Origin of the sequence: Frigoribacterium sp. PhB118 (genome assembly GCF_003751725.1) — a bacterium.
Taxonomy (GTDB): domain Bacteria; phylum Actinomycetota; class Actinomycetes; order Actinomycetales; family Microbacteriaceae; genus Frigoribacterium.
The window spans coordinates 426991-453574 of the sequence record NZ_RKID01000002.1 but is presented as its reverse complement, the minus strand read 5'-3'; the positions used below and the strand labels follow the sequence as shown (position 1 = coordinate 453574).

The following is a 26584-nucleotide window of genomic DNA, read 5'->3' as shown; positions in this document are numbered from 1 at the left end:
CTGCCGCAGCCTAGCCGACGGGGCCGGACGGCCTCCGGGTGAGCGGTGACGGTCGGTGCGGCGTCAGTCGACGGGTCGCACGGGCGGTTCGTCGACGCCCAGGGCCGTGACGTAGTCGGACGCGAGGCCGGGCAGCTGTGTCCAGTCGCCGTAGTGAGCGGCGGCCTCCATCAGGTCGACGATCGCACCGCGGACGGTCTCGCCGAGGGCGGGCCGCATGTCGTGCACCGCGACGGCCCTCGCGCTGCAGAGGATCTCGAGCGGCAGCAGCAGGTCGTCGCGCACGTGCTGACGGGCCGACGGCGAGAGCACCTGCACGATCGCCCGGACGAGGTCGAGGAAGTGGGCGACGTCCGCGGGCAGGGCCAGCCCGTGGGCCGTGCAGGCCGATCGGCGCACGGCGGGCTCGGGGACGTCCTCGAGCGACGTCGCCGTCGTCGACGCCACGGAGACCATGCGGACCAGGTCGCGCAGCAGCACCTCGTTGAACCGCCGGTGCCAGACGACGACGTGGGCACCGCTGAACGGGGCGCGCACCACGACCTTCATGCGCCTCAGCTCGAAGAGGGCGAGGTGCACCTCGCCGGGGGTGACCCGGTGCTCGCGCACGATGGTGTCGACGTCGAGGGAGTCGCCGGGCGCGTAGCGCGCCGTCGCCAGGTCGACGAGCAGCAGCTCGGCCGTGTCGTGGGTCGTCGTCCGCAGCGGCCGGGTCGTGGCGGGCATCGGGTGGGGCATCGTTCCTCCTGGAGGCGTCTCGGTGGCCGTCCTGCCGACCATCTGTCATGAATGTATTTCACATATGCATACTTGTCAACGAGGGGCCCGAGCCGCGTTCGCGTCGCCCCGTAGGATCGTCGGGTGCGCCTCGTCATTGCCCGTTGCTCGGTCGACTACGCCGGTCGACTGTCCGCCCACCTGCCCCTGGCCACGCGCCTCCTGATGGTCAAGAGCGACGGCAGCCTGCTCGTCCACTCCGACGGGGGCAGCTACAAGCCCCTGAACTGGATGAGCCCGCCCTGCACCATCCGCACGGTCGAACCCGACGACGACCAACGCGAGGCCGGCGTCGTCGAGCTGTGGAAGGTGACCCAGGCCAAGACGGCCGACCTCCTGGTGGTGTCGATCCACGAGGTGCTGCACGACTCGTCCCACGAGATGGGCGTCGACCCGGGGCTGACCAAGGACGGCGTCGAGGCCGACCTGCAGAAGTTGTTGGCCGAACAGATCGAGCTGCTCGGCGAGGGCCACACCCTCGTCCGCCGCGAGTACATGACGGCCATCGGGCCGGTCGACATCCTGGCCCGCGACGCGAAGGGCGCCGCGGTGGCCGTCGAGCTGAAGCGGCGAGGCGACATCGACGGGGTCGAGCAGCTCACGAGGTACCTCGAGCTGATGAACCGCGACCCACACCTCGCCCCCGTGACCGGGGTGTTCGCCGCGCAAGAGATCAAACCGCAGGCCCGCACGCTGGCCCACGACCGGGGCATCCGCACCCTCCTGCTCGACTACGACGCCATGCGCGGGCTGGACGACTCGCACTCCCGCCTCTTCTGACGCCGGGCGCCGTGGGGGCGGGGCCGCGCGGGTGTGGGCGCACGAACCCTTGTGATACTCACATTTCAGGGTTATATTTCTGCTACGACCCCCATCGACCGCAGGAGCAACCCGTGACCTCACCGATCTTCGACACCCTGGCCGCCGAACGCGAGGCGACCCCCGTCTTCCGGTCCCTCGCGAGCAGGCCCGACGCCCCCCACCGCCCGTTCGACGCGACGCGACGGAGCCCGACCCCGCACGCGACCGCGACCGCGACCGCGAAGACGAGCACGACGAGTGCGGGTGCGAACGCGACGGCGATCCGGGACGCCGTGTCGGCCGTCGCGACCTGGCCGCTCCGAGCGGTCCCCTGCTGACCCCCGATCCGTAAGCTGGGGGTGATGACTCTCCCCTACACGGCCGTCCTCTACGACCTCGACGGCACCATCGCCGACTCGGCGCCCGCGATCACCGCCAGCCTCGCCCACACGATCGGCGAACTCGGCCTGCCGGTGCCCTCGCCCGCCGACCTCATGGCCTGGGTCGGACCGCCCCTGCCGCAGAGCTTCGAGGTGCGCCTCGGCCTCGACGGCGAGCGCCTCGTCGACGCCATGCGGCTCTACCGCGCGCACTACCTGGCCCACGGCGCCCTCGAGGGCGAGGTGTTCCCGGGGGTGCCCGACCTCATGGCGGCCGTGCACGCGGCCGGCATCCCCACCTCGACCGCGACCTCGAAGCCCGAGACCCCGGCCACGGCCATCCTCCGGGCCCACGGCCTCGACCGCTACCTCGACGTCATCACCGGCGCGTCCGACGACGAGGTGCGCAACACCAAGGCCGACGTCGTCGAGGAGGCCCTGAAGCGCCTGCGCGCCCGCGGGGCCGACCTCTCGCGGCCCGTCCTGCTCGGCGACCGCCACCACGACGTCGAGGGTGCGGCCGTGCACGGCGTGCCCACCATCCTCGTCGGCTGGGGCTACGGCGAGCCCGAGGAGTACGTCGGCGCGGTCGCCGTGGCGGCGGACGTCGACGAGGTGGCCGACCTGTTGGGCGTCTCCCTGCTGCGCGGCGCCGCGTGACCCGGGCCGCGGCCGCGGTGCGGTCGCCCGCCGCCTGGTTGCTCACCCTCGCGATCGTGCTGATCGCCCTCAACATGCGCGGGCCGATCGTGGCCCCGGCCCCCGTGCTCGACCAGATGAGCGCCGACCTCGGCCTCACGGCGGTCGTCGCCGGGCTGCTCACCAGCATCCCCGTGCTCTGCTTCGCCGTGGCGAGCCCGTTCGCCTCGGCCCTGATCGGCCGGATCGGCGCCGAGCGCGCCGTCACACTGGGGCTCGCCGGCGTGCTCCTCGGCACGCTGCTGCGCACGGCCGGCGGCACCGTGTGGCTCTACGTGGGCACGATCGTGATCGGCGTCGCCATCACGATCGGCAACGTCGTGCTGCCCGTCGTCATCCGTCGCGACTTCAGCCCCGAGCGGGCCGGCTTCGTCACCGGCATCTACACCTCGGCCCTCAACGTCGGGTCGATGATCACCTCGCTCGCGACGGCACCGATCGCCTCGGTCGTCGGCTGGCCCCTCGCCCTCGTGACCTGGGGGCTGCTCGCCGTCCTGGCCGCCGTCGTCTGGTCGATCGCCGTCGGCCCCCGCGTCGCGGTGCGGGGCGGCAGCGTGGCCGTGGTGCCGGGGTCGCAGGCCGACGTCGACGACCGGCACCGCGCCTCCTCGGCGACCGACGTCTTCACGGGCGGCATCGACGTCGTCGAGCCCGGCGAGGCCGAGGTCGACGCGCGCGAGCGCCGACGCAGCGCGACCCCGCTGCTGCGTCGGTGGACGACCTGGGGCCTGACGCTGGCCTTCTCGGGGCAGGCGTTCGGCTACTACGGGCTCACGGCCTGGATGCCCACGCTGCTGCGCGACGAGGTCGGCCTCACCCGCGAGGCGGCCGGGGCGAGTTCGTCGGTCTTCCAGATCCTCGCGGTCGTGGGTGCGCTCGGGGTGCCGTTCCTCGCCCTGCGCGTGCGGCCGGCGGTCGTCATCGGGCTGATCGCCGTCTTCTGGTCGGCCATGCCGCTCGGCCTGCTCTTCGCTCCCGAGCACTGGCTGCTCTGGTCGATCTTCGGCGGGGCCGCGCAGGGGGGCGGCATCACGATCATCTTCATCGTCATCGTGCGCATGGCGTCGACCGACGTCGAGGCACGACGACTGTCGGCCCTGGTGCAGGGCGGCGGTTACGCGATCGCCGCGCTCGGGCCGCTCGCGATCGGCGGACTGCACGACGTCAGCGGCAACTGGCAGATCCCGATGATCGGCGTCGCCGCGGCGGTCGTCGTGCTCGGCGTCAGCGGCGTGCTGTCGTCGCGACGCGTGCCCTGAGCCGGCCGGGCCGCCGGCCGGGCCGACGACCGGGCGGCCTCCCGGGCCGGGTCAGTGCTGGACGCCTCCGGCGAAGAGCACCTCGAGCGTCAACGGGTCGCGTCCGGTCAGGTCGCGCACGGACGACGTCACCTGCGCCACCTCGCCCGAGGCCATGGACGTGTAGGTGCTGACCCAGGCGTCCGCCTGGAAGGGCTCGGGTTCGAAGACGCGGCGGGACTCGTAGGCCTCGTCGACCGTCTCGTCCACGAACGTGAACGACCGTCCGCCGAGGGCGGTGAGGCGTGCGGCCGCCTCGGTCAGGGTGAACGCCTCCGACCCGGTGAGGTCGTAGGTCGCCCCGGCGTGCGACTCGTGGTCGAGCAGCACGACGGCCGCCACCGCCGCGACGTCGGCCCGGGCCACCGCCGCCACGCGCCCGTCACCGGCCGGGCCGCGGATCACGCCCTGCTCGTCCGCGAACAGCGGGATGAAGTCCAGGTAGAAGTTGTCCCGCAGGAACGTGAAGGCCAGCCCCGACTCGCGGATGTGCTGCTCGGTCGCGAAGTGGTCCCGCCCGAGCGTGAACACCGACTCGGCCGACGCACCGGCGAACGACGTGTAGACCACGTGCCGCACGCCCGCCTCGACGGCGGCGTCGACGAACGAGCGGTGCTGGTCGACGCGGTCGGGGGCCTCGGCCGCCGACACCATGAACAGCGTCTCGACCCCGCGCAGGGCCTCGACGGAGGCCGCCCGGTCGCCGTACGTGGCGACGGCGACCTCGGCCTCGGCCCCGTCGAGTCGGGGTGCCCGGGTGGCGTCGCGCACGACGAGCCGCAGCGGGACGCCCCGCTCGGACAGGTGCGCGGCCACGATGCCGCCCACGGCACCCGTCGCACCCGTCACGGCGACGAGGGACGAGGAGGCGCGGGCGGGTTCCCCGAGGGAGGCGGAGGAGGTCTCGGTCGAGTCGGTCATGCCTCACTGAACCATGCGCGGTGGGGGCGGCTCCCAGGCGGGGCCGACCCGCGCCTCCTCGTCCGCCCGGTGGGCCCCGATCGGCGTCGTTGCAGGGATCGAGACTCGTTATCGACTGCCCGGATCGATGGCCGTCGCCGACGGGCGGCGGTAGATTCGACGCCGGCCCGGAACGCCGGCGGACCGACCCGCCGGGCCGATCGCCACCCCACCCCACCCCACCCCGACGAGAGGCGCCCATGGGCCACGACCACGGACACGGACACGTCGCCGCCGACGGACGACGGCTCCGCCTCGCGATCGCGATCATCGCCCTCGGTTTGGTCGCCCAGCTGGTCGGCGCCTGGCTCTCGGGCTCCCTGGCGCTGTTGGCCGACTCGGGGCACATGCTCTCCGACCTGGCCGGGTTGGTCATCGCCCTCGTGGCCACGATCGTCGCCGCCCGACCCGCGAGCGGTCGACAGACCTACGGCTACCGCCGGGCCGAGGTGTTCGCCGCCTTCGTCAACGGCCTCGTGCTGCTCGCCGTGTCGCTCTCGGTCGCCGTCGCCGCCGTCTCCCGTCTCGTGGCGGTCGACGGGCACGAGGTGCTCGGGCTGCCGATGCTGGTCGTCGGCCTGGTCGGCGGGGCGACGAACGTCGCGGCGCTGCTCGTGCTGCGGGGCGGGGCGACGCACTCGATCAACATGCGCGGCGCCTACCTCGAGGTGCTCGGCGACCTGCTCGGCTCGGCGGCCGTCGTCGTGGCCGCCGTCGTCGTGCTGACCACGGGCTTCACGCAGGCCGACTCGCTCGGGTCGCTGATCATCGCGGCGATGATCGTGCCGAGGGCCTGGTCGCTGCTGCGCGAGGCGATCCGGGTGCTGTTCGGCTCGGCTCCGGGCGACATCGACCTCGAGTCGGTCCGCACACACATCGGCGACACCCCGGGCGTCGTCTCGGCACACGACGTCCACGCCTGGCAGATCACGAGCGGAGCGACCGTGTTCTCGGCGCACGTCGTCGTCGAGCGCGAGGTGTTCTGCGACATGAAGGTCGACGAGACCCTGGACGCTCTCGACCGGTGCCTCGCCGCCCACTTCTCGGTCGAGCACGCGACGTTCCAGCTCGAGCCGGCCGACCACGCCGGGCACGAGCGCGAGACGCACGCCTGACCGGGCCCCCTTCCCCCGGAGGCGCGGGTCGAGTGGGCAGAACGGGTCCCTCACCAGCCGCGGAAGGACCAGATCTGCCCACTCGGCGCGCCTGAGGCCCGGGCGACGAGCCCGTCAGGCGAGCGAGCCGAGCCACAGCCCGAGGGAGGCGACGCCCACGCACGCGACGAGCATGCCGAGGCCGTTCGCGATCGCGGCCCCGCGTCGCCCGGCCGCCAGCAGTCGCACCGTCTCGACGCTGGCGGTGCTGAACGTCGTGTACCCGCCGAGCAGCCCGGTGCCGAGCACGGCCTTCCACTCGGGCGTGACGACCGCCTGCAGGGCGAGGCCGGTCAGCAGCCCCAGCGCGAACGAGCCCGACACGTTGATGACGGTCGTGCCCCACGGGTAGGCGGAGCCGAGGCGGTCCTTGACGAGCCCGTCGACGACGAACCGGGTGGCGGCACCGACCCCGCCGGCCACCGCGACGGCGACGACGAGCAACGGGCTCACGAGGCGCGCCCCGCGAGACGTGCGCCGACCCGGATGCCGGCCGCGGCGGCGAGCACCCCGAGCACCAGGCTCAGCAGCCCGTAGAGCACGGCGACGGCGAGGTCGCCCCCGCCCGCCCCGGCGAGCGCCGCGGTCTCGGTCGCGAGCGAGCTGTAGGTCGTGAACCCGCCGAGGACGCCCGTCCCCACGAGGAGTCGGAGCCGGCGACGCCCGCCCTCGTCGGGCCCGGAGCGCAGCAGCCGCTCGAGCAGGACGCCGAGCACGAACGCCCCGACCACGTTGATCGCGAAGATCGCCGTGTCGAACGCCCCCCACGACGGCACCACGAGCGTGATCCCGACCCGTGCGGCCGTCCCGAGGGCGCCACCCAGGGCGACGAGGGCGATCAGGGACGGACGGAGGTGCGGGGCACGGGGGCGCGTGGCACCCGTCACCGGCGGCCTCGCGTCACAGTTCGTCCTCCCACGGCAGCGTCTGGCTGCGGGGGACAGGGGCGAGCGGCACGACGACGACCGGCCGGTGCTGACGGTGGCTGAGGTGCAGCGCGACCGAGCCGGCGAAGAACTCACGGACGCTGCCCCGCAGGCCGGCCTCGCGGCTGCCGACGACGATCAGCGGGGCGTCGAGCTGCTCGGCCAGGTGCGACAGGCACCGGGCGGGGTCGCCGGCGACGATCGAGGTGCGCAGCTCCACGCCGCGAGCCGAGGCGACCGGCCGCAGCCGCGCCTCCAGGTCGGCGTCGAAGGACAGCGTCTCGGTGTAGTCGTCGGGGTCGAGGGGGTACGACAGGACGGTGCCGTCGATGCCCTCGGCGAAGGCGAGCCGGTCGGGCTCGACCGAGACGCAGAGCAGACCGGTGCCGTACCGTGCCGCCAGGTCGGCCGCGGTCGCCACGACGGCCTCACCCGAGTTCGCCACGACGCCCGCGACGACGAAGCCGCGCGCGGGGTTCTGCTCGTCGGACATGGTCACCACCCTCTCACCGTGTCGCCGTCCCACGCGGCGCCACGGGCACAGTGAACCACCGACACGCCCCTCCGCGGAAGAGCAGACTGTCGGCATGTGCGGTCGCTACGTCGTTGCCCGGGCCACGTCCGATCTGCTGCCGAGCCTGCTCGACGGCCTGGGGCCCCTGCCCGACGACTTCAACGTCGCGCCGACGACCGTCGTGCCGGTCGTCCGGGAGCGGCACGGCGAGAGGCAGCTGCCCGGTGCCCGGTGGGGGTTCGTGCCGTCGTGGTACCCCGACCTGAAGAAGCGTCCGCAGCCGATCAACGCCCGCATCGAGACCGTGGCGACCAGCGGCATGTTCCGCCGGGCGTTCGCGAGCAGCCGGTGCATCGTCCCCGCACAGGGGTACTACGAGTGGGTCGTGACCGAGACCGGCAAGCAGCCGCACTACGTGCACCAGCCCGACGCGGGGCTCGCCATGGCCGGCCTCGTCACCGCGTGGCCCGATCCCGCGAAGGACGAGGACGACCCCGACCGTTGGGTGCTCTCGACGACGATCATCACGCGCGACGCCCACGTGGCACCGGGCGAGGTGCACGACCGGATGCCGGCCTGCCTCACCCCCGACTCGTACGACGACTGGCTGGGCGACGGCCTCGACGCCGACGAGCTGCTCTCGCTGCTCGACCGGGACTCCTTCGAGGTCGCCCACGACCTCGTGCAGCACGAGGTGAGCCGCGATGCGAACAACGTCCGCAACAACGGCCCGCACCTCATCGAGCCCCTGGGCTGACGCCCCTCGGACGAGGAGGCGCGGCTCGCGTCCCGTCCGGAGGCGCGACTCGCGTCCCGGCCGGAGGCGCGACTCGCGTCCCGGCCGGAGGCGCGGTCCGGCGCCTCAGCGCGCGTCGCGGTGGCTCGCCAGGCGTTCGCGCAGGTACGACACGAGTTCGCCCTGGGCCCGTCGGGACTCCCGCGTCAGCCGGTTGAGCGGAACGCGCCCGCCCGCCGCGAGGGCGGGGTCGCGCGGGACGACGACGAGCGAGCGACGGCCGAACTCGTTCTGCAGCGCCTCGCTCGAGCGCGTGGTCCGGTGCTCGCCGAAGACGCCGACGACCACGAGCATCACCCGGCGCAGGCCGCCGACCCCGTGCCGCTCGCGGATGCGGGCGAGGACCCGTTGGGCGTCGGCGAAGCCGACCGGGGTCGTCGGGGCCACGACGACCCCGAAGACGCTCGCGTCGTCGAGCAGGTCGAGGAGTGCGCCGTCGGCGTGGGCGCCGAGGTCGTGCAGGGTCAGCTCGTGGTCGACCCGCGGCGCGTCGTCGCCCCCGGTCAGCCGGGTCCCGAGGTCCCCGCCCGAGTGGTCGATCAGCCGGGGCACCGACTCCCCCGAGAGCTGGGTGAAGAGCAGGGCCGTGACCGTCGTGGTCCCGACGCCCCCGGCGACGCCCGCGACGACGACCGTCCGGCCGGTCACGAGCCCGCTCCGGCGACGTCGGCTCGTCCGTCGGCCTCGAACCGGGCCACCTGGACGATGCGCGGCGCCTGGCCGCGACGGACCAGGCGGCCTCGACCGGCGGTCATCTGCTCGGCGTAGACCTGCGGCACGATCGGTCCCTCGCTGCGTTCGCCCGACATGATGAACGACGACCCACCCGTGTCGCGCAGCGTCTGCAGCGCCGGGTCGTAGAGCGCCCGCGCCGAGCCGGCGACCGGCCTGCTGATCAACACGTGCAGCCGGAGGTCGCGGGCCGAGGGCAGGAAGGGCAGCAGCGGCTTGAGGGGCTCGGTGCCCCCCGAGGCGACGATGTCGTAGTCGTCGATCACCACGACGATGCGCGGACCGGCGTCGCGGTCGCCGGCCTGGCGCTTGGCGAGCTCGTCGGCCACGGCGACGGCGAGCGCGCGGGCGTCCGTGCTGGTCGAGGCATGACCGCCGAGGTAGTCGTCCGGCACCTCGGCGACCAGGTCGCCGCGGAGGTCCATCAGGGCCACGACGAGCTCGTCCGGGGTCGCCCGGTCGACGAAGCCGCGGACCAGTCCGCGCAGCAGGGTCGACTTGCCGGCCTTCGAGTCGCCGAACACGAGCAGGTGCTGGTCGGCACCCGGATCGAGGGCGACCGGCTGCATCGTGTCCTGCCGCAGGCCGAACGGGATCGCCTCGGGCTCGTCCAGCGCGTCGGGCAGCTCGTCCGGCGAGAGCTCGGTGGGCAGGAGGCGGATCGGTGCCGCCGCGGGGCCGTTCCAGCTCGACGCCGACCGGCGGGCGAGGGCCTCGAGGGCGTCGCCGACCTCGTCGTCGTCCGTGTCGTCCAGCACCGGCAGCGCCACCTGCGCGAACAGGTTGTCGTCGGTCAGGGCCCGACCGGCCTGGTCGGCCCGGATGGTCTGGGCCAGCTTGCGACCGATCACCGAGTCCGCGGGATCGTTCAGGTGCAGCTCGACCCGGGTGCCGACCAGCGGTTGCTGCGCCATCCGCAGTTCGTTCCACCGGGTCATCCCGAGCACGACGTGCAGTCCGTAGCTGCCGCCGCGCAGCAGCAGGTCGCCGAACGCCGTCTCGAGCTCGGCGAAGTCCCCACGCAGCTGGCCGGTGCCGTCGACGACGAGGACCACGTCGGCCGAGATCAGCTCGGGCACCTCGCCCGCGGCGTGCAATCGACGCAGCATGGCCAGCGAGTCGATGCCGTGGTCGCGGAACACGCGCTCCCGGGTCGTCAGCATGGCCGCCAGTTCTTCGAGCAGGCGCAGGAGGCGGTCCTTGCTCGCCCGTGTGGCCACGCCGCCGACGTGCGGGAACCCCTCGATCCGGCCAAGCCCCCCGCCCGTGAGGTCCATGCCGTAGATGCCGACCTCCTGCGGGGTGTGGGTCAGGGCCAGCGAGGCGACGAGGGTGCGGAGGAACGTGCTGCGTCCGGTCTGCGGCGCCCCGATCACGGCGACGTGCCCGCCGGCCCGGGCGAGGTCGAGCAGCCACGGGTCCTGCCGCTGCCGCGCCGGGTCGTCGAGCAGTCCCATCGGCACCCGCAGGCCGCCGGCCTGGTCCGCTCCGACCACCCGCGAGAGCGCGAGCCGGTCGGGCAGGGGCGGCAGCCAGACGGGGTCGACGTCGGTGCCGCCGCCCATCAGGCGGTCGACGGCCTCGTCGATGACGGCGCGACCGACGTCGGGCCGCGAGAGCTCGTCCTCGCCGCCGTCGTCGTCGCCGCCCGCGATGCCGTTGAAGGTCGGCAGCAGGAGCGCGGTCGGCCGCACGTCGTCGCCCGCCAGCGAGCGGGCGGCCTCGGTCGGCAGGGGGCCCGACACGTAACCCGCGCGGAACCTCCGGTACACCGAGGTGTCGACCTTGAGGAAGCCGAACCCCGGGACCGCGGGGAGGTGGAACGCGTCCGGCCGGTCGAGCACGATCGAGCTCTCGGCCTCGGAGAAGGTCCGCAAGCCGATCCGGTACGAGAGGTAGGTGTCGAGGCCCCGCAGCTTGCCCGCCTCGATGCGCTGGCTCGAGAGCAGCAGGTGCACGCCGATCGACCGCCCGATGCGACCGATGGTGAGCAGCAGGTCGACGAACTCGGGCTCCGCCGTGAGCAGCTCGCCGAACTCGTCGATGACGACGAACAGGTGCGGCATCGGCGGCAGCTCCGGGCGACCGACGCGCATCTCGCGGTAGTGGCTGATGGACGACGCGCCCCCGGCGTCGCGCAGCTGCTCCTGACGCCGGACGACCTCGCCCTGGATGCTGACCCGGGCACGTTCGGTGAGCTGCGCGTCGTCGGCCAGGTTGTCGATCAGCCCGGCGACGTGCGGCAACCCCGCGAACGGAGCGAACGCCGCGCCTCCTTTGTAGTCGACGAGGACCATGCTGAGGTCGTCGGGCGAGTGCGACAGGGCGAGGCCGAGCACGAGCGTGCGCAGCAGCTCGCTCTTGCCCGAACCGGTCGCGCCGATGCAGATGCCGTGCGGGCCCATGCCGAGTTGCGCGGACTCCTTGAGGTCGAGCAGGACCGGCGCCCCGAAGTCGTCGATGCCGATCGGCACGCGCAGGAAGTCCCGCGGCGAGCGCGGCGTCCACGCGGTCGCCGGCGTCAGCGTCGTCACGTCGTCGATGCCGAGCAGGTCGGTGATCTCGACGGCCTGGGCCGAGTCGACCTCGTCCTGCCTGCTCAGGCTGAGCCGGAGGGGGGTGAGCGTGCGGGCGACGGCCTCGAACAGCTGCGGGGTCGTGGCGTCGATCGTCGCCGTCTGCACGCGGACCTGGCCGTCGTCCTCGACGCGGGCGTCCGTCACGACCGCCTCGTCGCCCTCGACGGTGATGCGCAGCGTGACGTCGGACGGCTCGTGCAGGCGGTCGCTCAGCAGGTGGACGGTGGTCACGCCGAGGTCGGTCAGCGAGAGGTCGGCGTCGGGCACCGGGATGCTCGAGGCGACGTGCCCCCAGTCGTCGATGAAGACGACGAGGCGCGATCCCTCGGTGCGCGCCGTGGTGCCGATCGAGCGCTTCGTCGTGGCGGCCTCTTGCGCCCGGTCCCCCAGTTCGCCGCCGATGACCGAGAGCAACGAGGAGGCGCTGGTCGCGACCCGTCGCGCCGGCACCGGTCCGTCGAAGAGCGAGTCGTCCACGGCGTGCGGGACGAGGTCGAAGCCGCGCCAGTCGTCGGCCGCGCTCTCGGGGAACGCCGCAGCCAGGTGCACGTCGTCGGGCGAGTGCAGGGCGGCGAGCTGCAGGATCATCGAGCGCGCGACCCGCAGCGCGGACTCGCGGTCGCCCAGCACGGCGACCGATCCGGCTCGGTCGAGGTCGACCGTGATGGGCATGCCCCGGACGGTCGAGAGGTGCTCGACCACGGACTCGGCCTCGCTGGCCATGATCGGGTCGAACGGCTGCACGGGGTTCGGGTCCTCGGGGACGGACATCGGGAACCAGGTCAGGTCGCCCTCGCCGATCCGCACCGAGAGGAAGTCGTCGTGCTGGCGGCGGCGTTCCCAGAGTCGCGCGGGGTCGCGCACCAGCTCGAGCAGGGCGGCGGGTTCGGGGTCGAGCACGGCCGCCGTCGCCCGGACGGCCCGGGCCTTCGTGCGCATCCGCGAGCGCAGCCGCTCGAGGAAGTCGAGGTAGCGCTCGCGCTGCAGGCGCCGCTGCCGCGCCGCGTTGCCCCTCTGGCTGAGGGTGACCGCGAGGCCGCCGACCAGGGCGACGATGAGCAGCACGGCGCCGACCAGCAGGAAGAGCGGGTTCGAACTGCCGCGGTAGACGACGATCATCACGACGCTCGAGAGGGCGCCCACGACGGGGAGCAGGGCCTGCACGGGCACGCCGCCGACCTTGCCGTCGGCCAGCTGGGGTGGTGGCGTGATGTCCTCGTGCTCGGCGGGCTGGACGGGTCGCGTGATGCGCGTGGGCCGGTGGACGAGCTTGACGGTCATCGTCGGGCCTCCTGGTCGTCGGCGATCGCCGGGCGGGCGTCCCGCCCGCGGGCCTGGCGGCGTTCCGAGGGGCGACGTTCCGACGGGCCGGGATCGGCCGCCGACGGGGCCGGGCCGGGATCTCCGACGGGCGGGGCGCCCCTCGGGACCGACGCGGCGTCGAGGGGCAGCAGGGCGGCGGCGAGGCGGGCGTAGGCGATGCGGGTGCGCGTGCCCAGTGCGGCGCTCGACACCGGCCGACCGCCGGAACGGGCCGCGTCGTAGGGCACGCGCACGACGGGCACGGTCGGGTCGTCGCCGACCGTGACGGGGGCCGCGCGACCGGCGTCGCCGACGTCGACCAGGGCGATGACCACGTCGGGCCGGTCGGGGTGGTCCTTGATCGCGGGCACGAGGGCCGCGGCCTCCTCGGCGGCGTGGCGATCGGCGCGGGCCACGATGCAGACCGTCCGGCTGGCCGACACCACGTCGGTGAGGTCGGCACGCCAGTCGCGCACTCCCCAGTCGGTCACGACCAGGTCGAAGAAACGGCTGATCGGGGTGACCTCGTCGAACCAGCCCGCCGCGGCGGCCACGGCACGGGACTCGCCCCGGGGGTCGAGCGAGAGGGCGTAGAGGCCCGAGGGCGTGCGGGGCAGACCGTCGACGGCGTCGACCGACCGGCGTGCCGTGCGCCTCCGCGAGCTCGGTGCCGCGCTCGAACCGACCGGCGCGCCGGCCTGCCACAGCATGCCGCGGGGGCCGCGCGACGCGTCCACGCCGAGGACGAGCCCAGGACGGCGACGGGCGAGCAGGGCGGCGACGTAACCGGCGGTCGAACTCGCCCCGGCTCCGCCCCGTGCCTGCACGAAGCCGATGCGGCGCGACACCGGCAGCGGCCGCCGGACGATCTCGTCGACCGTCGTCACCTCGTGCACCCGGGCGCTCACGCTGCCGAGCAGGGCCAGCGGCGCCGACCGGACGAACGCGTCGAACGCGCTCACGAGAAGGCCCCGAGCAGGTCGGCGTAGACGCCGAACACCCCGAGCAGGACGGGAAGCAGGGCCACGACGCCGAGGGCCTCGACGGCGTTGCCCACGCGGCGCAGCGAGGCGCGTTGGTGGGCGACCGGGTCGACGCCGCCGGCCACGACCGCGACCACGACCCCGGTCGCGAACAGGACGACCACGAGCCACCCGGGAGCGAGCGGTTGGACGAGCAGGCCCCCGAGCAGGCCGATCAGGGCGGCGGCCCAGAGCACCCAGCCCTGGGCGGCGATCGGCAGGGCCCGGGTGCGGGCCGCGACGACGAGCACCACGGCGACCCCGAGACCGACCTGCCAGAGATCGGACGACCCGACGGACGAGGCGGCCGTGACCGCCACGGGCCCCGCCACCGCGAAGGTCGACCAGGTCAGGGTGCGGTAGGCGTCGCCGACCGTCAGCAGCACCTCGTCACGGCGACCCCGGCGTCCGTCGACCACCTGGTCGTCGAGACCGGTCAGGCCGGAGGCGCTCATGGCGAACCAGGGCAGCAGGCCGCAGACGACGACGGCGAGCACGGCGCCGACGCCCACGGCCCCCGCGTCCTGGACGCCGAGGGACCGCAACACGATCGGCACGGCCCCGAGCACGACGCCGAGGACGCCGCCCCACCACGCCGACCGGGAGCCGAGACCGGCGCCCGCTCCGAGCGCCAGCGCGACCCAGGCGAGCACGATCACGGCGAGCGCCACGTCGACCGGCGGCAGCTCGAGGGCCGGGACGGCCCCGAGCACGACCGCCAGGGGGGCCGCGCACCCCAGGGCGACCGAGGTCGCGGCGACGGCGAGCCAGCGGCCGCCGAACCGGCCGGACACGAGGGCCACCACGACGGCGAACCCGTAGACGATCGCGAGCGTGCCGACGGGCTCGACGTCGGACGCCCTGGCCAGCACCGTCGAGAGCGCCAGCGAGAGCAGTCCGATCGCGACGGCCGCCGTAGCCGTGCGCGACCGTCGCGTCCACAGGCCCGGGCGGCTGGCGAGCGATTCGGCCAGCACGTCGGTGACGTCCGCGACCTCGGGCGGCGGGGGCGCGGCGTCCTCGCGCAGCAGCCGGAGCAGCTCGCCGTCGACGATGCGCTGTTCGGCGACCGACAGAGAGGTGTCGAGCTGCTCCCCCGTCGAGCGGACGAGGGTCAGCGGGCGCGACACGGCACCGGGACGCTCGTCGAGGAGCTCCATGAGGCGCGGGATCAGACCACCGATCGGCTCGTCGGCGGGCACGACCATCTCGGCCTTGCGCGCCGTGCCGACGATGGTCAGCCGGGTGTAGTCGGTCATCGGGGCTCCGTCGTGGGGGTGGGGTCGGGGACGTCGGTCGACGCGGGAGAGGGCGACGGCGAGCCGGTGACCGGCACCGCGCCTCCTGACCCTCCGGTGGTCTGCGACTGGGTCGCGCGCTGGTCGGCCAGCACCGAGAGCACGAAGGACGTGCCGGCGCAGCCCGCGCAGGCGACCGCAGCGATGACCAGGCTGACGATCAGCCGACGGACGTTGTCGTTGACGAGCCGACGCTCGTCGAGTTCGCCGAACAGGAGGGCCGAGACCAGGCGGGCGCGGTGCGTCTTGACGGTCTCGAGCAGGACGACGTCGCGGTCCCCGCTCATGCGTCCACCACCCCGGACGGTTGGACGGTGAGGGTCCGTTCGCCGAGCTCGACGACGTATCCCGGTGCGGCCGGCCCGCGCAGGCCCGCCACGAGCGGCTGCCGCGTCCCGTCGGGCGCGACGAGCGAGGACCCGTTCGTCGACCCGAGGTCGGTCACCCACAGCACGGCCCCCTCCCACGCGAAGAGGGCGTGGGTCTTGGTGAGGCTGCGGGCGAGGTCCGCCCAGGCGAAGACCGGGTGCTCCTCGCCCTCGCGGTTGACCGGGGCGCGGCCGATCAGCAGGGTCGACTCGAGGTCGAGGCGTTCGCCGCTGTCGAGCTCGAGGACGATCGACGGCGCGGTGGTCGTGGGTCGGCCCTGGCCCGTGCGCCCGAAGGTGTTCTCGTCGGGTCGTCCCGCGGCGTCGAGCGGGTCGGTCGGGTGGAGCGGCAGCGGGGCGGAGGCCGCGACGGGGAGAGCGGGCCTCTGCACGAGCGGGGGCGACGACGTCATGGGGTCCCGGCCACGCCGCAGGTCGACCGTCACCGCCTGACGACGGATGCTGAAGCGTCCGCGGCGGTCGACCCTCAGCACGGCCGGCGGGCGACCGGTCAGGTCGTCCACCGTGCGCAGGGACAGGACCAACCGGCCCACCGAGCGCCCTCCGCGCACGTAGAGCACCACGTCGAGCAGCACGAAGACCAGGGCGACCACCACCACCGCGACCTCGACGGGCACGGGGACGAGCGCCGCGCCGGCCGTGGCGGACGAGGCGCCCGTGGCCACGCCGACGACGAGGACGCCGAACAGGACGAGGGGCACGCCCCAGTCGATGGCGACCGCACCGCGACGCCGCGACGGGGTCGCCGTCTGCACGCCCGCGAGCAGTCCCGAGTAGGTGCCGATGGCGCTGCCGGTCGCCGCCGAGACGATCCGCACGCCGCACCAGAAGCACCAGGTCGCGCCCGCACCGAGCGGTTGTCCGCAGCGTCCGCAGCTTCGCGCGCCGACCAGTGCGCCCACGGTTCCGCCTCTCGCCTGCGGGGTGCCGGACCAGGTCGTCGAGACCGACGAGGAGCGACCGCCCGCGTCCCCGGAGCGCACGATCGGCCCCAGGCTAGCCGACCCCACGTCCCCCGGTGAGACACCCGTTCCGGGGCCGTCACCCGCCCGTCCCCCGCCTCGGTCCCCCGACATGTACCCCGCAGACGGGTGGCGATCGAGACGGAATCGTGATTTCCTCATGAGTCGACCCGTGACGGGTCGCCATCAGATCGAAGCAAGGGGAGAACGACATGATGAAGTTCGCCATGGGGAGCGAGACCCTCACGCAACTGAGCCAGAAGACGAGCGGGGCCGGCGACGACCTCGGCGCGCTCGTCCGCCAGCTCGCCGACGCGGCCGCGCCGCTCGAAGGCCGCTTCAACGGAGCCGGCCGCGCCGCCTTCGACCGCTTCAAGGGCGAGGTCGACGGCATCTCCGTCGAGCTCAACGCCGCCCTGTCCTCGGTGCTGACCGGCATCACGGGCCAGAACCGTGCCTTCGTCGAGGGTGAACAGCAGATCGCCGACGAGACCACCTCGGCCCAGTCCGGTGCCGGATTCGAGAGCGCCCGCTTCGGCGGATCGCGCGCATAAGGGGGAACGACCATGGCCAACGCAACCGACCGCCGCGACTTCGACCTCGGAGCCTCCGGCAACGCCCAGGACAACTTCAACGCCGTCGCCAGCCGCCTCGAGGCGCTCATCACGCAGCGCGACTCCGACGTCAAGACCGCCATGGCGGACTACCAGGCCGACGGCTCCAGCGAGGAGTACGCGGGCAAGGAGCAGCGCTGGAACCGCGTCGCCACCGAGGTGCGCACGATCATCAACACGCTCCGCCAGTCGCTCGCGTCGAACGACGAGTCGGCCCAGACCGCCATGCAGCGGGCCAAGGCCGCCGTCGACGGCATCTAGGCCCGGCCCGTGAGCGACTCACGGGCGACGACCCTGCCCCACCCGCTCGCCGACGCGAGCGGGCCGGGGTGGATCGCGACGATCAGCACCGCCCCCGTCGTCGGCCTGACCTCGGGGCGGCAGGCCTTGCTCACCGACGCGAGCCGCGCTGGCGTCCGCGTCGTCGTCGTCACCCACGACGACGCCCGGCTCAGCTGGGCGCTCTACCAGGCCCTGCGCCTCGTCGCCGGGGCCTGGCTGGTGCGGGACGCCGACGGCCACCTGCGCCACGCCATCGGCGGTGCCCGGGTGGCGTCGTACGACGAGGCCCTGCTCGATCCCCTCGGCGACCCGGTCGACGGATCGGCGCGGGCGACCGCGCCCGCCGACGAGTTCGCCCTCCTGCCCCAGCCGGCGGTCGAGACGACGCGTCCATGGCTGCAGTTCTCCGTGGCCGTGCACCACGCGGCGAGGGCCGAGGCCCTGACCGGCACGACGACGGAGGCGCTGGTCACCGCCGTCGCGGGCGTCGCGCCCACCGTGTGGGGCACCTCCGAACCCCCTGCCACCGTCTGGGACCGCGGTCGCATCACGGCCCTGGCCCGGGCCCGCATGCCGCGGGACTCCCGGGTGCACGTCGCCGGCTCCGCGCCCGACGGCACGGTCTGGACCGGCACGATCCGCATCGCGCGCAGCGAGACCGGCCTGACCGAGGAGACCCGGCTGCTGTTCGCGCTGCCCGAGGCGACCGGCGTCGACGACGCGACCCGCGCCTCCTCGGCTCTCCGCAGCCTGTCCGAGAAGCAGCAGGTGCTGCTGGCGACGGCGTGGAGCCTGCGTGGCGCGGCCGACGCGACCATCACGCCCTACCGGCCGACGACGCCGCAGCCCCTCGCCGCGGTGGTCGGCGCGCGGGCCGTGCGGCGCCTGGGGCTCGACGCGGCCTCCTTCGCCGCCGAACACGGCGGGACCACGACCGGCAACGCCCGCACCCCCTCGCTCGTCGTGCCGTTCGGTGCCGACGCGACCCGGTGGCAGCGCTTCGCGGCGGCCCTCGACGCGATCGGCCCGGGTGTCGTCGCCGACGCCCTCCTCCCCCCGGCGGTGCGCCGTGCCCCGTGAGTTCGTGATCCTCTCCGCCGAGCCCGTGACGGCCGTCGAGGTCGTGACCGCGGCCGCGGCCGTCGACGGCGGCCTCGGTGCCGGGCGCCTCTGGCAGGGCGGCGGCATCCAGATCGCGTCCGGCGAGGGCCTGGTCCTGGCCGTGCTGCGCAGCACACAGCTCGAGGACCCCCGGGAGGCGCGGCGCGGCCTCGGCCTGCGGGTGACCGACCCGGCGTCCCAGGACCACCCCGCGGGCCGACCGAACGACCACCCCGCCACCGACCGCTGGTGGACCGAGGCCTACGGCCCCTTCGACGGGCCGCTCACCCAGGCGCTGGCCCGGCGCCTGGCCGACGACGTGCAGGGCACCCTCGTGACGACAGGAGACGACCGATGACCGCATGGAGCATCGAACCCGACGGCGTGGTGGCCGTCCTCACCAAGGTGCAGGGCTCGGCCGAGACGTTCGCGGGCACCTTCGCCGACGTCGAGACCGCCCAGGGCGAGCTGAACGCCGGCGTGGGCAGCGACATCCTCGTGTCGTCGGCCGTGGCCGTCGTCGACCTGATCTCGTCCGAGACGAACCGTGTGCAGGGCATCAACGCGCGCATCCTCGCCTGCGCGACCGGGGCGGGTGACGCGACGCTGGCCTACGTGAACGGCGACGAGGAGATGGCCGCGCAGACGCAGTCCGCCGCCGTGCAGGCCGCCGAGTCGGGCGACCTCAGCTTCTTCGAGGGGGGTCGCTGATGGCCACGAAGGGGTCGCTGATCGCACCGTCCGAGTTCTACGGTCTCGACATCGTGCCCGAGTCGATCGCGTCGGCGGCGGCGGGCTACAAGACCACGTCGACCGCGGTCACGACGAACGCCGAGGCCGTGATGACCGACTGGTCGGGGCTGTCCGCGTCGTACACCGCACCCGAGGGGCCGCAGTTGTTCGCCTCGATGGACCCGGTGCGCACCGACGCCGAGGCCGTCGCCGGCAAGCTCTCGACGGTGGCCGACCTCCTCGAGACGCTCGCCGAGTCGGTCACGGCACCGGTCGCGCGCATCAAAGAGCTCGTGACCGAGGCGAACGCCTTCCGCGCGTCGGTGGCCGGCGGCGTGACCCTCGACTTCTACGACCCCGACAACCCGCTCTTCCAGGCCAGCCAGATGAGCGGCGGCGGGGTGCCGATCGTGCCCGAGGGCCAGGGCGAGACGACCATCCCGTGGAACGAGCACACACCGTCGGTCGAGCGCAACAACGAGCTGCAGTCGCAGTACAACGCCGAGATCGCGAAGATCGACGCGGCCCGGGTCGAGTTCGAGAACGGCGTCAACGCCCTGCGTGACGACCTCTGCGTGGCTCCGCAGACCGCCGTGACGGGTGAGCAGCTCGACCTCGCCGAGGACAACCCGTGGGGTGCCCAGGGCAAGGGCGAGCGGTCGTGCCAGGAGTCGGTCGGCGACGGACTCGTCGAGTTCGGCACCAGCTTCGTCGAGGGCACCGTGTCGCTCGTCGGCTTCGACGCCGCGAACGGCTGGAAGCACGACTGGTCGTTCGCCGGCGAGGCGTGGACCGGCATGCTGACCGGTCTCGGCGCCCTCGCCATCACGGTGGCCTTCCCGGTGGCGCCCGCCCTCGCGAACCTGCCCGACTCGGCCGTACCGGAATCGCTGCGCGGCCTCCGCGACAACTACAAGCAGACGATGGACGGCATGGTCGGCGGAATCGTCGGCACGCCCGAGCAGTGGGAAGAGGACCCGGTCGCCGCCGGCACCTTCGCGGTGGCGAACGTCGCCTCGTTCTTCATCCCGGGTGCGGGCCAGGTCGGAGCGGGCCTCAAGGTCGGGTCGGGCGCGGCCCGGGCGGCGACCCTCACCGGCCGGCTGGCCGAGGTGGCGGAGGACGCGTCGCACCTGCCGAAGGGCCTGTCACGGGTCGAGGACCTCGTCGCGGAGTTCGGCGAGCACGCCGGCGGCCTGTCGAAACTCGACGACCTCGACGGTCTGACCGACACGATGGCCGCCCTCGAGCGCATGACCGACGTCGAGTTCTCCGGTCTCACCGGCGACCTGAAGGCGGGCGAGACCGTCGACTTCGGCTCGCTGTCGAAGCTCGAGGACTTCGCCGACTACGGCGACCTCGGTCGAACAGCCGAGGAGGCGCGAGCCGCGTCCGCCACGCACGCCGACGCGTCCGCTCACGCGGGTGGTGGCACCGGCTCCGACCCGGCCGCCGGTGCCGCCCGCGCCGCCGACCCCGGATCAGGCGGCACGACGCTGCTCGAACGTGGCGACGGCGGCGGGGCGTCCGATGCCGGTCGGGCCGACGGTGCCGGATCGAGCGATGCAGGTCGGGCCGACGGCCCTGGGACGAGCGACGCAGGTCGCGCGGACGGCCCTGGGACGGACGAGCCCGGTCGGGCCGACGGTCCCGTCGACGGCGCGGGTGCAACCCCTGACCGGTCAGCCGGTGGCGGCCATGACACGGACATCGGGGAGCTCGACCTGTCGGGCCCTGACCGGACGCCCACCCCGACCGAACCGACGCCGCACGCCACACCGGCCGTCGAGCACCACGTGACGGTCTCGGGCTCCGACCTGCCGACGAAGGAGAAGCCGTTCGCCCACGGTCAGGTCCTCGCCCCGGACACGGCGTACACGGTGCCTGGCCGGGGTGTGTTCTCGACCGACGCGACAGGTCGCATCGTCCACGTCGAGACCGAGTACGGCGGCAAGGGCAACCTGAACTACGACCTCATGCAGCCCGCCGCGGACACGACCTACGTCGTCGGTGGCAAGCACGTCTACGTCACGGACCACGCCAGCCGCACGGTGCTCGCCGAGTTCGACGACCTCCAACTCGGCGATGCCGACCGGTCCGAGTCGGTGCAGAAGCGCATCGGCAAGGAGGGCGGTGTCGGGTACGAGGGAGGCCACCTCCTGGCCAACATGTTCGGCGGCGGCGGCGAGAAGATCAACATCGTGCCGATGCTCCGAGAGGTCAATCGCGGCCGGGGCCACTCCTTCGGTAACCTCGAACGCGAACTCCGGCAAGCCCTGACCGCGTCCGACGGAGGCGCCGCCGACCTCAAAGTGCTTCCGGAGTACGAGGGCACGAACACAGTCCCGACCGGTGTCCAAGTCAAGATCCAGGCTCACGGTCAACCGCTACGACAGGAGTTCTACGACAATGTCCGGTGACGACAAGGTGAAGTCGGGTCTCGAAGCAGAACGTGATGCACTGAGAGAACTGGGTTCGCAGCTCCTTGCACTGATTCCTTCGGGTTCCGACCGCATCCGCATGCAGACAAGCATGGCTCGGGGTGTGATGGCCGGCGAGACGTTGCTCTTCGCAGCCGACGGCTCCCAGGAGTCGGCTGCTCCCGCGCGACGCACGTTCGAAGCGGCTCGTCGACTGAGGCGCCTGATGTACAAGCCAGGGGCAGGCACGTGGTTCACCGCCGTCTTCACCGTGACGGCCGCCGGAAAACTCAGCGCACAGTACGACTACGACAACGAACCCGAACTAGGTCACTTCGGTGCCGAGGAATATCGTGCCGACTTCGAGGATTTTCCCCGGACTGCCGAGAACACGCCCGAGTGGCTCGCCGCGATCCTCGCGGGTGCGCCCACCCGGCACGACCTCGTCGGCCGTGACGAGGGTCCCGTCTGAGAGTCGAGACATGGACTCGCGCAACAGGGCTGGAGTCACGTGACGCAGCCGTTGATGCCAGGGCCTCCACTGTCCTCCGCCAGCCTCGACGCCGCTGTCGAGCGTCTTCCCGACGACGTCGTGGCCCTGTGGCGTGACCACGGGCTGGGCGCGACGGCTGACGGGTACCTGCGCATCGTCGACCCCACCGCGTGGCAGGACGTCCTCGCCGAGGTCGCACCTCGATTCGCGGCGGCCACGCCCCTGATGTCGTCCGCCCTCGGAGACCTGGTCGTCTGGCTCGACGGCCGAGCGCACCTCCTCGAATTTCGACGGGGCACGAGCCGGATCATCGCCAACAGGCTCTCGACGCTCCTCGTCATCCTCGGCTACGAGTCGTTCCTGGCCGACCCCGACTACTTCGACTGGAGCCCCTTCCCGGAGGCGCGGGAGCGTCTCGGGGTGCCCCGCTCCGACGAATGCTTCGGTTTCAGCCCGCTGCTCGCCCTCGGAGGCCGACGATCTGCTGCGTCCCTCGAGGTCGTCGACATGCGCGAGCACGTCCTCCTGATCTCCTCCGTCGCGGGCCCACTGCCGTGACTCACGCCAGCGGCACAGACGCCGCATGCTCGCATCCACTTGCACGTGAGGTGGGGCTGTCGGTCGCGACCGCGCAGTCGACGACGGGCGGGACCCTGATCCTCGTCGGAGGCGGCACATCGCCCGATGCCTACCTCGAGGCATGCCTCACGACCTCGAGAGAACTGGCGGACTCAGGAGTACTCGGGCCCGTGCCGTCCGCTCACGACTCGGAGCCCCACGGCATGCCTGCCGAGAGGGACGCACTCCGCATCCTCGGCAAAGCGCTCCATGCCGTCATCCCGCGCGACCACGATCGAGTGATCGCCCGGATCAGCGTGGTCGGCGGAGTGACAGCCGGCACGATCGAGCTGCATGCCGCAAACGGCAGCTCGACCTCTCTCTCGTCCGGTCGTGGCGTCTTCCGGGCGGCCCGCGATCTCCGGAGGGTCATGAGCAAACCCGAAGCCGGGACGTGGTTCACGGGCGTGTTCACCGTCACCGCCGGGGGGAAGCTCAGTGCGAGGTACGACTACGACCACGAGCCCGAGCTCGGGTCTTTCGCCGCCGAGGCGTACCGCGCCGACTTCGACGAGTTCCCCCGCACGCCGAAGAACACCCCCGACTGGCTGGCCGCCATCCTCGCCGGTGCCCCGACCCGCCACGACCTCGTCGGCAGGGGTGGCACACATGAGCCGAAGGGAGAACCCGAGTCATGACACGACATGAGAACCCACCCGGACTCGAGCAAGGGCGCTCTGCGCTGAGAGGGGTCGGTCTGGCTCTTCATGGCGAGATCGCAGCGGGCTTCGATCGCATCGAGGCCGAGATCAGCATCGTCGGTGGTGTCTCCTCCGGAAAGAAGCGCCTCTACCGCCCGGACGGGACGGACGACTCCATCATGGGCACGAGGGACTCCACCCTCCGTGCTCGTGAACTCAGAGAGGCCATGTACAGGCCGAGGGCCGGAACATGGTTCACCGCCTGGTTCACGGTCACGGCGGAAGGGAAGCTCCGCACGCGATTCGACTACGACAACGAACCCGAACTGGGCCACTTCGCCGCCGAGGCCTACCGAGCCGACTTCGATGAGTTCCCCCGCACCCCCGAGAACACCCCCGACTGGCTCGCCGCCATCCTCGCCGGTGCCCCGACCCGCCACGACCTGGCCGGCCGAGCCGACGGTGGCGGCGGGGCCGAGCGATGAGCGAACACGACGACGGCGGTGGCCGCGTGCCGACCGAACGTGATGCCCTCCGTCGGGTGGGTCTCGCCGTCCACCGCATGATGCCTCGAGGCTCCGTCCGGGCGGAGTTCGACTTCTCCGAGGTCGGAGGCGTCCGGGTGGCATCCGTGGGTTTCTTCGACGAAGCCGGCCACGAGTCGTCCACTCCCGACACGGACGAGGCGGGCGCCGCCGCCTCCGACCTCCGACGGCTCATGTACCGAGCCGACGTCGGATCGTGGTTCAGCGCCCGCTTCCGGGTCACCGCCGCCGGCAAGCTCGGCACCTCGTTCGACTTCGACCACCGCGCTCCTCACACCTGGATCGACGACCAGGCCTACCTCGACGATCTCGAGTCGTACCCACGGCCCGCCGAGGCGATCCCTGGCTGGCTCGCCGCCGTCGTCGCCTCGCGATCGGCCGGAGGCTCTCCGTGACCGGCCTGACCGGCTGATCAGGCCGAGACGCCTCAGAGCGGCAGCACGGCTTCGAGGGCGAGCGGGTCGCCGTCGATCGCGATGTCGTTGAGCTGCCGGCCGACGAACTCCGCGGCCTCGACCGTGTCCGTCTCGATCCGGTGCCCCGTGCCCTCGACGACGAGCGCCCAGGTGACCGGCCCCCCGGAGGCGCGGGTCACCTCGAGATGGCAGCGCGTCAGTTCGCGGTCCTGTCCGAATCGCATGTCCGACAGGTCGGCGATGACCATGCACTCGAGGTCGTCGAGGAACCCGTGGAGGGTGGCGTCCCTCGCGATCTCGAGCCGCGCCTCCTCGTCGAGGTCGTCGGCGGACGAGGTGAACCGCGTGCCCTCGACGGTCCGGACGATCCACGCGACCTGGTCACCGACGGTGACGAAGGACTGCATGCTGCTGATCCTCGGCCCGATGTCGGCGTGCGCGTACACCGGGGGCAGGTCGGTGACGCTGACCACGACGCCGTCGCGGCGACCCACCACGCGGCGGTCGGAGTCGACGACGATGCGCTGGTTGCGGGGCACCCACGGGGCCTTCGGGAACTCGTCGAAGAGCACCTCGTCGAACTCGAACACGACCGCGCCCTGCTGGCTCATCGCACCAGACAACCACTGCACGGGCCGACGGCGACGGGTGGGACCAGAGCCGGGAAAGAGAGAAGGCCCACCCGGAGGTGAGCCTTCACGTTCGTGCGCGAGGGGGGACTTGAACCCCCACGCCCTTTCGAGCACTGGCACCTGAAGCCAGCGCGTCTGCCAATTCCGCCACTCGCGCGAACTCGTAGACTTTAGCACGCGTCAGAGGCCCGGAAGAGCAGCGGTGAGTACCTTTCACTCGTTCGGGCTAAGATCGGGCGACCAGAGACCCCGAACCTGGAGACCCATGGGACTGCTCGACAATTTCGAACGCGGGTTGGAGCGTGCCGTCAACGGTGCCTTCGCCAAGACGTTCCGTTCGGGCGTGCAACCACTCGAGATCACGAACGCGCTGCGCCGCGAGCTCGACACCAAGGCCGCGGTGGTCTCGCGTGACCGCATCCTCGTGCCCAACGAGCTCCAGGTGCGCCTCGCCCCCATCGACTACGAGAAGATGTCCGGCATCGGTCCGGCCCTGATCGACGAGCTCACGCAGCTCACGCAGCGTCACGCCACCGCCCAGGGGTACCAGTTCGCCGGGCCCCTCGGCATCCGCCTCCGCCAGGACGACTCGCTGAGCGTCGGCATCATGTCGGTCGACTCTCGCAACCTGCGTGGCGAGGTGCAGTGGAAGCCGTTCGTCGAGATCGACGGCAAGCGCCGTGAGCTCAGCGGTGCCCGCACGATCATCGGCCGCGGCAGCGACGCCGACATCACCGTTCAAGACACCGGTACCTCCCGTCAGCACGTCGAGATCCTGTGGGACGGGTCACGCGCCCAGGTCCGCGACCTCGGCTCGACGAACGGCTCGAAGCTCAACGGCAACCCCCTCACCAAGGCGCCGCTGCAGCCCGATTCGGTGATCCAGATCGGTCGTACGCGTATCGTGTTCCGCGTGCTCCCCCAGTCATCGACGCCCGACCCCTTCGACGGGCCCGACTCCACGGGTGGCCGACGATGACCTCAGCCCTCACCCTGCTGGTGCTCCACTTCGGCTTCCTGGCCGTCCTGTGGCTGTTCGTCTTCGTGATCGTGTTCGCGCTGCGGAGCGACCTCTTCGGGCAGCGGGCGCGCAAGATGCCCGCCGACGCCACACCCGGCAAGGCGAGCTCGACCGCCACCGCGCCTCCTGCCCCCGCCCCGCGTCCCGCGCCCGCCGCGCCGGCACCGACGCCGCAGGGTGACGGGCGCGCCACGCGCCTGGTCATCACCAAGGGCGCCAAGGCCGGCCTCGAGATGCCCCTCGGCGACGGGCCGCTCACCATCGGGCGATCCCAAGAGAGCAACCTCGTGATCCGCGACGACTACACCTCGACCCACCACGCGCGCCTCATGCTCTGGAACGGCCGCTGGGTCGTGCAAGACCTCGACTCCACCAACGGCACGTTCCTCGCCGGTGAGCGCGTGTCGGTCCCCACCCCCGTGCCCACGGGCGCGACCGTGACGATCGGGCAGACGAGCTTCGAGCTCCGGCGGTAGGCCC

31 protein-coding genes and 1 tRNA gene are annotated in these 26584 nt (G+C 72.8%); 19 read left to right on the top strand and 13 right to left on the bottom strand.

Going from position 1 to position 26584, the window contains the following annotated elements:
* Positions 1-63 precede the first annotated feature (63 nt).
* Entirely contained in the window at positions 64-726 is a 663-nt protein-coding gene (locus tag EDF21_RS09200; RefSeq protein ID WP_123571133.1) for a hypothetical protein, read from the bottom strand.
* A 135-nt stretch (positions 727-861) separates the two neighbouring features.
* Between EDF21_RS09200 and nucS the strand changes: the two genes are divergently transcribed.
* From nucS to EDF21_RS09180, 4 genes are all read left to right on the top strand, one after another.
* A complete protein-coding gene (gene nucS, locus EDF21_RS09195) occupies positions 862-1557 on the top strand; it encodes an endonuclease NucS (RefSeq protein ID WP_056044151.1) in 696 nt (231 codons plus the stop codon).
* Between the two features lie 113 nt (positions 1558-1670).
* Positions 1671-1916, top strand: coding sequence for a hypothetical protein (locus EDF21_RS09190; protein WP_123571132.1), 246 nt, complete (start codon positions 1671-1673; stop codon positions 1914-1916).
* 24 nt (positions 1917-1940) lie between these two features.
* A complete protein-coding gene (locus tag EDF21_RS09185) occupies positions 1941-2618 on the top strand; it encodes an HAD hydrolase-like protein (RefSeq protein WP_056044155.1) in 678 nt (225 codons plus the stop codon).
* A complete protein-coding gene (locus EDF21_RS09180) occupies positions 2615-3916 on the top strand; it encodes a CynX/NimT family MFS transporter (RefSeq protein WP_233568433.1) in 1302 nt (433 codons plus the stop codon). Before EDF21_RS09185 ends, EDF21_RS09180 begins: the two co-directional genes overlap by 4 nt.
* A gap of 51 nt (positions 3917-3967) precedes the next feature.
* Here the strand turns inward: EDF21_RS09180 and EDF21_RS09175 are convergent, their stop codons facing one another.
* Positions 3968-4876: an SDR family oxidoreductase gene (locus tag EDF21_RS09175; RefSeq protein ID WP_123571131.1), complete on the bottom strand. Its 909-nt coding sequence runs from the start codon at positions 4874-4876 to the stop codon at positions 3968-3970.
* A 239-nt stretch (positions 4877-5115) separates the two neighbouring features.
* Here EDF21_RS09175 and EDF21_RS09170 point away from each other — a divergent pair, with 239 nt between their 5' ends.
* A complete protein-coding gene (locus EDF21_RS09170; RefSeq protein WP_123571130.1) occupies positions 5116-6030 on the top strand; it encodes a cation diffusion facilitator family transporter in 915 nt (304 codons plus the stop codon).
* Between the two features lie 114 nt (positions 6031-6144).
* Here the strand turns inward: EDF21_RS09170 and crcB are convergent, their stop codons facing one another.
* The 3 genes from crcB to EDF21_RS09155 are packed head-to-tail and all read right to left on the bottom strand — an operon-like array spanning position 6145 to position 7488.
* On the bottom strand, positions 6145-6522 hold the full coding sequence (gene crcB, locus EDF21_RS09165; protein WP_123571129.1) for a fluoride efflux transporter CrcB: 378 nt from the start codon (positions 6520-6522) through the stop codon (positions 6145-6147).
* Positions 6519-6956 (bottom strand): CrcB family protein, encoded by a 438-nt coding sequence (locus EDF21_RS09160; RefSeq protein ID WP_199736304.1) that lies wholly within the window; start codon positions 6954-6956, stop codon positions 6519-6521. The genes crcB and EDF21_RS09160 overlap by 4 nt, the downstream gene beginning before the upstream one ends.
* Before the next feature lie 13 nt (positions 6957-6969).
* Complete coding sequence (locus tag EDF21_RS09155) at positions 6970-7488, bottom strand: universal stress protein (RefSeq protein WP_158612896.1); 519 nt, start codon at positions 7486-7488, stop codon at positions 6970-6972.
* A 94-nt stretch (positions 7489-7582) separates the two neighbouring features.
* Here EDF21_RS09155 and EDF21_RS09150 point away from each other — a divergent pair, with 94 nt between their 5' ends.
* Positions 7583-8266, top strand: coding sequence for an SOS response-associated peptidase (locus tag EDF21_RS09150; RefSeq protein WP_123571127.1), 684 nt, complete (start codon positions 7583-7585; stop codon positions 8264-8266).
* A gap of 105 nt (positions 8267-8371) precedes the next feature.
* Here the strand turns inward: EDF21_RS09150 and EDF21_RS09145 are convergent, their stop codons facing one another.
* From EDF21_RS09145 to EDF21_RS09120, 6 genes are read right to left on the bottom strand one after another with little or no spacing between them, the layout of a single operon-like run.
* Positions 8372-8953: a hypothetical protein gene (locus tag EDF21_RS09145; protein WP_056044171.1), complete on the bottom strand. Its 582-nt coding sequence runs from the start codon at positions 8951-8953 to the stop codon at positions 8372-8374.
* Complete coding sequence (gene eccCa / locus EDF21_RS09140) at positions 8950-12897, bottom strand: type VII secretion protein EccCa (protein ID WP_123571126.1); 3948 nt, start codon at positions 12895-12897, stop codon at positions 8950-8952. The genes EDF21_RS09145 and eccCa overlap by 4 nt, the downstream gene beginning before the upstream one ends.
* Positions 12894-13880, bottom strand: a complete 987-nt coding sequence (locus tag EDF21_RS09135; RefSeq protein ID WP_056044176.1) for a hypothetical protein — start codon at positions 13878-13880, stop codon at positions 12894-12896. Before EDF21_RS09135 ends, eccCa begins: the two co-directional genes overlap by 4 nt.
* Positions 13877-15199 (bottom strand): EsaB/YukD family protein, encoded by a 1323-nt coding sequence (locus EDF21_RS09130; protein ID WP_123571125.1) that lies wholly within the window; start codon positions 15197-15199, stop codon positions 13877-13879. The genes EDF21_RS09135 and EDF21_RS09130 overlap by 4 nt, the downstream gene beginning before the upstream one ends.
* Positions 15196-15525, bottom strand: coding sequence for a hypothetical protein (locus EDF21_RS09125; protein WP_055975719.1), 330 nt, complete (start codon positions 15523-15525; stop codon positions 15196-15198). Before EDF21_RS09125 ends, EDF21_RS09130 begins: the two co-directional genes overlap by 4 nt.
* A complete protein-coding gene (locus EDF21_RS09120; RefSeq protein WP_158612895.1) occupies positions 15522-16445 on the bottom strand; it encodes an FHA domain-containing protein in 924 nt (307 codons plus the stop codon). The genes EDF21_RS09125 and EDF21_RS09120 overlap by 4 nt, the downstream gene beginning before the upstream one ends.
* Positions 16446-16801: 356 nt before the next feature.
* On the opposite strand from EDF21_RS09120, the gene EDF21_RS09115 reads away from it, so the two are divergent.
* The 11 genes from EDF21_RS09115 (at position 16802) to EDF21_RS09065 (ending at position 24430) form a co-directional block, all read left to right on the top strand.
* On the top strand, positions 16802-17143 hold the full coding sequence (locus tag EDF21_RS09115) for a WXG100 family type VII secretion target (RefSeq protein ID WP_307785006.1): 342 nt from the start codon (positions 16802-16804) through the stop codon (positions 17141-17143).
* Between the two features lie 12 nt (positions 17144-17155).
* The gene (locus EDF21_RS09110; protein ID WP_043595262.1) at positions 17156-17464 is read left to right on the top strand and encodes a pore-forming ESAT-6 family protein; all 309 of its coding nucleotides are present in this window, start codon (positions 17156-17158) and stop codon (positions 17462-17464) included.
* Positions 17465-17473: 9 nt separating this feature from the next.
* Complete coding sequence (locus tag EDF21_RS09105) at positions 17474-18565, top strand: DUF6177 family protein (RefSeq protein ID WP_123571123.1); 1092 nt, start codon at positions 17474-17476, stop codon at positions 18563-18565.
* Between the two features lie 4 nt (positions 18566-18569).
* Positions 18570-18944, top strand: a complete 375-nt coding sequence (locus tag EDF21_RS09100; RefSeq protein ID WP_148053680.1) for a hypothetical protein — start codon at positions 18570-18572, stop codon at positions 18942-18944.
* On the top strand, positions 18941-19297 hold the full coding sequence (locus EDF21_RS09095; RefSeq protein WP_123571121.1) for a DUF6507 family protein: 357 nt from the start codon (positions 18941-18943) through the stop codon (positions 19295-19297). The genes EDF21_RS09100 and EDF21_RS09095 overlap by 4 nt, the downstream gene beginning before the upstream one ends.
* A complete protein-coding gene (locus EDF21_RS09090) occupies positions 19297-21738 on the top strand; it encodes a DNA/RNA non-specific endonuclease (protein ID WP_123571120.1) in 2442 nt (813 codons plus the stop codon). The genes EDF21_RS09095 and EDF21_RS09090 overlap by 1 nt, the downstream gene beginning before the upstream one ends.
* Positions 21728-22210 (top strand): hypothetical protein, encoded by a 483-nt coding sequence (locus EDF21_RS09085; RefSeq protein ID WP_137846903.1) that lies wholly within the window; start codon positions 21728-21730, stop codon positions 22208-22210. Before EDF21_RS09090 ends, EDF21_RS09085 begins: the two co-directional genes overlap by 11 nt.
* Positions 22211-22264: 54 nt before the next feature.
* Positions 22265-22789 (top strand): T6SS immunity protein Tdi1 domain-containing protein, encoded by a 525-nt coding sequence (locus tag EDF21_RS09080; protein WP_148053679.1) that lies wholly within the window; start codon positions 22265-22267, stop codon positions 22787-22789.
* A gap of 224 nt (positions 22790-23013) precedes the next feature.
* The gene (locus tag EDF21_RS09075) at positions 23014-23487 is read left to right on the top strand and encodes a hypothetical protein (RefSeq protein WP_137846901.1); all 474 of its coding nucleotides are present in this window, start codon (positions 23014-23016) and stop codon (positions 23485-23487) included.
* Positions 23484-23975, top strand: a complete 492-nt coding sequence (locus tag EDF21_RS16510) for a hypothetical protein (RefSeq protein WP_148053678.1) — start codon at positions 23484-23486, stop codon at positions 23973-23975. Before EDF21_RS09075 ends, EDF21_RS16510 begins: the two co-directional genes overlap by 4 nt.
* Entirely contained in the window at positions 23972-24430 is a 459-nt protein-coding gene (locus EDF21_RS09065; RefSeq protein WP_056228025.1) for a hypothetical protein, read from the top strand. Before EDF21_RS16510 ends, EDF21_RS09065 begins: the two co-directional genes overlap by 4 nt.
* A 32-nt stretch (positions 24431-24462) precedes the next feature.
* On the opposite strand, the gene EDF21_RS09060 is transcribed toward EDF21_RS09065, so the two are convergent.
* Together EDF21_RS09060 and EDF21_RS09055 are read right to left on the bottom strand one after the other, a co-directional pair.
* A complete protein-coding gene (locus EDF21_RS09060) occupies positions 24463-25062 on the bottom strand; it encodes a hypothetical protein (protein ID WP_123571117.1) in 600 nt (199 codons plus the stop codon).
* A gap of 94 nt (positions 25063-25156) precedes the next feature.
* Positions 25157-25240: transfer RNA gene (locus EDF21_RS09055), tRNA-Leu, on the bottom strand.
* A 108-nt stretch (positions 25241-25348) separates the two neighbouring features.
* Between EDF21_RS09055 and EDF21_RS09050 the strand changes: the two genes are divergently transcribed.
* Both EDF21_RS09050 and EDF21_RS09045 read left to right on the top strand, forming a co-directional pair.
* Complete coding sequence (locus EDF21_RS09050; RefSeq protein ID WP_123571116.1) at positions 25349-26062, top strand: DUF3662 and FHA domain-containing protein; 714 nt, start codon at positions 25349-25351, stop codon at positions 26060-26062.
* Positions 26059-26580: an FHA domain-containing protein gene (locus tag EDF21_RS09045; protein ID WP_043595274.1), complete on the top strand. Its 522-nt coding sequence runs from the start codon at positions 26059-26061 to the stop codon at positions 26578-26580. Before EDF21_RS09050 ends, EDF21_RS09045 begins: the two co-directional genes overlap by 4 nt.
* Positions 26581-26584: the final 4 nt, after the last annotated feature.